Annotated in this window: 6 protein-coding genes and 1 CRISPR repeat array; of the genes, 2 read left to right on the forward strand and 4 right to left on the reverse strand. The window is 38.9% G+C overall.

The window, feature by feature from the left end; all coding sequences use genetic code 11:
• Positions 1 to 106 precede the first annotated feature (106 nt).
• A CRISPR array of direct repeats spans positions 107 to 472; the repeat unit is 36 nt; unit sequence GTTTTAGAAGAGTGTTAAATCAATGAGTTTAGAACC.
• A 100-nt stretch (positions 473 to 572) separates the two neighbouring features.
• Together msrA and FD20_RS12005 are read left to right on the forward strand one after the other, a co-directional pair.
• Positions 573 to 1,409: a peptide-methionine (S)-S-oxide reductase MsrA gene (gene msrA, locus FD20_RS12000; protein ID WP_057738818.1), complete on the forward strand. Its 837-nt coding sequence runs from the start codon at positions 573 to 575 to the stop codon at positions 1,407 to 1,409.
• 88 nt (positions 1,410 to 1,497) lie between these two features.
• Positions 1,498 to 2,139, forward strand: coding sequence for an SDR family oxidoreductase (locus tag FD20_RS12005; protein WP_057738820.1), 642 nt, complete (start codon positions 1,498 to 1,500; stop codon positions 2,137 to 2,139).
• A gap of 74 nt (positions 2,140 to 2,213) precedes the next feature.
• Here the strand turns inward: FD20_RS12005 and FD20_RS12010 are convergent, their stop codons facing one another.
• The 4 genes from FD20_RS12010 to FD20_RS12020 all read right to left on the reverse strand — a co-directional run bounded on the left by FD20_RS12010 (position 2,214) and on the right by FD20_RS12020 (position 3,759).
• Positions 2,214 to 2,807: an AAA family ATPase gene (locus FD20_RS12010; protein ID WP_057738822.1), complete on the reverse strand. Its 594-nt coding sequence runs from the start codon at positions 2,805 to 2,807 to the stop codon at positions 2,214 to 2,216.
• Positions 2,785 to 2,928 carry an AAA family ATPase gene (locus FD20_RS13125; protein WP_083489145.1) on the reverse strand — a complete coding sequence of 48 codons (144 nt, stop codon included), beginning with the start codon at positions 2,926 to 2,928 and terminating at the stop codon, positions 2,785 to 2,787. The genes FD20_RS12010 and FD20_RS13125 overlap by 23 nt, the downstream gene beginning before the upstream one ends.
• A 260-nt stretch (positions 2,929 to 3,188) precedes the next feature.
• Positions 3,189 to 3,491 (reverse strand): type II toxin-antitoxin system YafQ family toxin, encoded by a 303-nt coding sequence (locus FD20_RS12015; protein ID WP_005917927.1) that lies wholly within the window; start codon positions 3,489 to 3,491, stop codon positions 3,189 to 3,191.
• Positions 3,481 to 3,759: a plasmid mobilization protein gene (locus FD20_RS12020; protein WP_003625288.1), complete on the reverse strand. Its 279-nt coding sequence runs from the start codon at positions 3,757 to 3,759 to the stop codon at positions 3,481 to 3,483. Before FD20_RS12020 ends, FD20_RS12015 begins: the two co-directional genes overlap by 11 nt.
• Between the last annotated feature and the right edge of the window lie 160 nt (positions 3,760 to 3,919).

Raw genomic sequence — 3,919 nt, forward strand, 5'->3', positions numbered from 1 at the left:
CCCATGATAACGGGGTGACACTGTACTTGGAGAACTTATGGTGAATAATTCAGGTTAAATCAATGAGTTTAGAACCCGGAGAGACAAAACGTATTATTTAGGGCTTGTTTTAGAAGAGTGTTAAATCAATGAGTTTAGAACCATTATAATCTGATCTACGTTGGCCAACAGCGTTTTAGAAGAGTGTTAAATCAATGAGTTTAGAACCGCTAAGGACTATGGCATGAGTGGTAGAGCAGTTTTAGAAGAGTGTTAAATCAATGAGTTTAGAACCCCAACCATGAACCGATTATTCGTGGTACCGGTTTTAGAAGAGTGTTAAATCAATGAGTTTAGAACCCTGATTTATGTGGTTTCAGGCACCACGACGGTTTTAGAAGAGTGTTAAATCAATGAGTTTAGAACCGATGAGATGTTACCTAGCGTTAGCACTAAAGTTTTAGAAGAGTCTTAAATCAATGTTTGTAAAATAGCGCCTAATTGATGGCGCTATTTTTTACAATCAAATTTAGTGCATTTCCGCGCAACATCACCGATAATACAGGTAAATCTGCGGACAAGGTAGTGGCGTCATGACACCGGTGCAGGAAGCACAACTTAATGACATTTACAATTTGATCCTCAACCCAGCAACTCGTGACTGGGAGCGAGCGCAACTAGTTAAGCTGAAAAAAGCCGTTGCTGCAGGTGCTACTTTTAATACGGAGTTGGCACGATTGGAAGCTAGCTTACGACCTTTGGCGCTGCGCAATAATCTGACCCCCGACATGACTGATTTTTATCACAAAATTACCGGTGAGCCTGAATTGGCCGCCAAATTTGATCTTTCCCGCCACTATGCGGCCGACCAGCCGTATGAAGCGCGGGCAATTTTCGCCGGTGGTTGTTTTTGGTGTATGGTTGAGCCGTTTGATGCGCGACCAGGGATCATCGCGGTGATTTCGGGCTATACTGGCGGTCACACCGAAAATCCCAGCTACGATCAGGTGATTGGTCAATATACCGGCCATGTTGAGGCGGTGGAAATTATTTTTGATCAGCGCATTGTAAAGTACGCCGATCTAGTCAATTTATTTTGGCAGCTGATCGACCCCACTGATGATCAGGGACAAATGAATGATCGCGGCAGTCATTATCGGCCGGTGATTTTCGTGCGTGATCAACAGCAGCAAGCAATTGCCATGGCCTCGAAGCAAGCGCTAGCGGCGTCAGGCAAATATAAAAAGCCGATCGTGACGGCGATTGAGCCGGCGCAAAAATTTTGGCCAGCGGAAAACTTTCATCAGGAATTCTATAAAAAGAATCGGCAGCGCTATAAACGGTTGGAACGCACACGGCAACAGTATTTAGCGGTACAACATTTACGTAGTAAACTGCAGTTGGGCTGGCAACGATTTAAACGTAAATAAAACTTTTCATTCGCTTCAGTTGCGAAATGTAATTATTAGTATTACAGTTAAAATGTAGTTTGAGCAAACGAATGGAAAGAAGGATATCATGAGTAATGTATTGATTCTTGGGGCCGCTGGTAAAATCGCTCGTTTAGCGGAACAACGGCTTTTAGCAGAAACGGATGCGCAATTAACACTGTATTTACGGCGTCCTGAACGGCTCGGCAATGTTGCTGGCAATCGCGAAAAGGTGATCGATGGTGACACGACGAAGCCGGAACAATTAGTGGCGGCGATGCACGGACAAGATATTGTCTATGCTAATTTAGCTGGTGCTAATATTGAAGAGCAGGCGACTAAAGTTGTGGCGGCGATGCAACAGACTGGCGTTAAGCGACTGATCTGGATCTCTACATTGGGTATTTATGATGAAGTTCCCGGTGAATTTGGCAAATGGAATCATCAGATGTTAGATGGCGGCTATTTGCAGACTTATAGTGCGGCAGCTAAAGTGATCGAAGCCTCCGACCTTGATTACACGATTGTGCGCCCGGCATGGTTGTCCAATAAAGACGAGATCGATTACGAGACAACCCAGAAAGGCGAGCCGTTTAAAGGCACTGAAGTTGCTCGTAAAAGTGTCGCGGCGTTTGTCACTAAATTAGTGCAAGATCCTAGTCAAGAAATTCGGCATTCGGTTGGTTTAAATAAACCAAACACCGATGGTGATAAGCCTGAATGGTATTAAAAGTTAGGAGAATGTGACATAAGGCGCCCAGCTTTTAAGCATTAGCCTAGATCGGCAATAATCCACTACGTGAATTATTTGCCATTAGCCAAAGATTCTTTAGTTGCTGCATGCATGGGATCTTGAACTTCTGAATCAGAATCAGTAGAGGGCCTATCAGATTGAAAGAGTGCAAAAACAGGTAAATATTTTTCTAATTTAGGTAACAACAACTTGCCTTCGACTTTCGCAAGGTCTATTTCTTTCGTGGAATATGTAGTTATGTTGCATGATTTTCGAATGGCTGCCCTTAGTGAAGCATTGATATTAAAATTAACTCCTTCTTGATATAACGGATCTAGTTTTTTAACTGTTGTTTTTAATTTTTGACGTGTCGCATAAAGAATATCCTTTAATTCGGGATTGTCAGGGTAATTTGCTAGCGCATAAACCTTTGTTTTAGGATTTTTCCCTGATAGATCATAAAGTTTTTTTATTGCTAAGTTTCCATTTTCGGTTACTAAATATTCATCACGTAAATTTGTTGTTTGAGACTCATCTATTATGATTTTTTTAGGAATATTAGAAAATTCACATGTTATTTCAACATCTTTAGGATCTCCATTTATGTAAGCATCATCCGTATCTAATTTGACTGTCGAATTATTAAAAAAAAATTTCCAGTGCATCAACTATAGTTGATTTACCTATATCATTTTTTCCTATAATCGTTGTCATTTGGTCATCAAATCTAATGTCTGCCTTTTTATATCCACGAAAGTTTTTTAGCTTCATCCGCAATAAATTCATAATACTAACCCCTGTCTTTTAATAGTTATTTGAATTATAGATCTTATTTCGCAATAAATCTCTGTAAGACTTTAAGATTGATTAATATTCTTGTCTTAACTAAATAAATTAATACATAAACTGCTATTTTTAATTGACATAGGGGCTATAACTATCACAATAGCCCCTCAAAAACATTGTTAAAATAGCCCCCAATATCTATAATGTAGATATTGGGGGCTATTTTAATTTATTTTTTTATAAGTGCCCCTAAACTATAGCTATTGATTCAAGATTTCATGGGAGCCAGTTGCAACCAATAACAAAATCAATTCATCATGATCTAGCTGATAAATAACAATCCAGTTGTCATAATTTTTACCATAGTTTCCATATCTGGCAGGGTGAAATTCACGATAGCCACGCCAATTTCCTTTTAATGCATGATCTTTAATCTGTTTCAAAACAAGTACATCTTGTTCAACAATTGCTTCTAAACAAGGCTTCAAGACAGTTATTGGGAAATGTTTTTTGACTAGTTTTTTTAATTCACGTTCAAAAGATTTGGTCTGTTTAATTTGCATCTAACTTATCGATCCAATCTTCAAAGTCAGTCAATGAACCAATGTTTTTGACCTGCCCTGTTTCTGCTTCTTTTTTAGCGGCTAAGGCTTCCGGAGAATCTAAAAAGCTGACTAATCGAACTTCATTATTGGCCGCTTTAACTAACGATAAGCGTATATACTCAGAAACGGTTAGCCCTTGTTTTGCTAGATTAGCTTTAGCCCGTTCACTAATGTCAGGTGTTACACGAGTTGAAATTGTCTTGTTTTTAATAATAGTATTACTCATTCTAATCCGCCTCCTTTAAGTTTACCATCGTACTACATTATAATATTCGATTTTTAGGTTTTCTGCAACTAAATTAATTTTAAAGTAAAGGAACTAACAGCTTATGCAACAAGTTGTCTTACCCATCAAAGATTCAAACGTTCTTAAAGAGGTTCAAGAT

The organism is Liquorilactobacillus uvarum DSM 19971 (genome assembly GCF_001434935.1).
GTDB classification, from domain to species: Bacteria; Bacillota; Bacilli; order Lactobacillales; family Lactobacillaceae; genus Liquorilactobacillus; species Liquorilactobacillus uvarum.

Bases quoted from the DNA above. Each gene is read 5' to 3' on its own strand.
- msrA (WP_057738818.1), top strand. From the start codon at position 573: ATGACACCGGTGCAGGAAGCACAACTTAATGACATTTACAATTTGATC.
- FD20_RS12015 (WP_005917927.1), bottom strand. From the start codon at position 3,491: ATGCAAATTAAACAGACCAAATCTTTTGAACGTGAATTAAAAAAACTA.
- FD20_RS12020 (WP_003625288.1), bottom strand. From the start codon at position 3,759: ATGAGTAATACTATTATTAAAAACAAGACAATTTCAACTCGTGTAACA.
- FD20_RS12005 (WP_057738820.1), top strand. From the start codon at position 1,498: ATGAGTAATGTATTGATTCTTGGGGCCGCTGGTAAAATCGCTCGTTTA.
- FD20_RS13125 (WP_083489145.1), bottom strand. From the start codon at position 2,928: ATGAATTTATTGCGGATGAAGCTAAAAAACTTTCGTGGATATAAAAAG.
- FD20_RS12010 (WP_057738822.1), bottom strand. From the start codon at position 2,807: ATGCACTGGAAATTTTTTTTTAATAATTCGACAGTCAAATTAGATACG.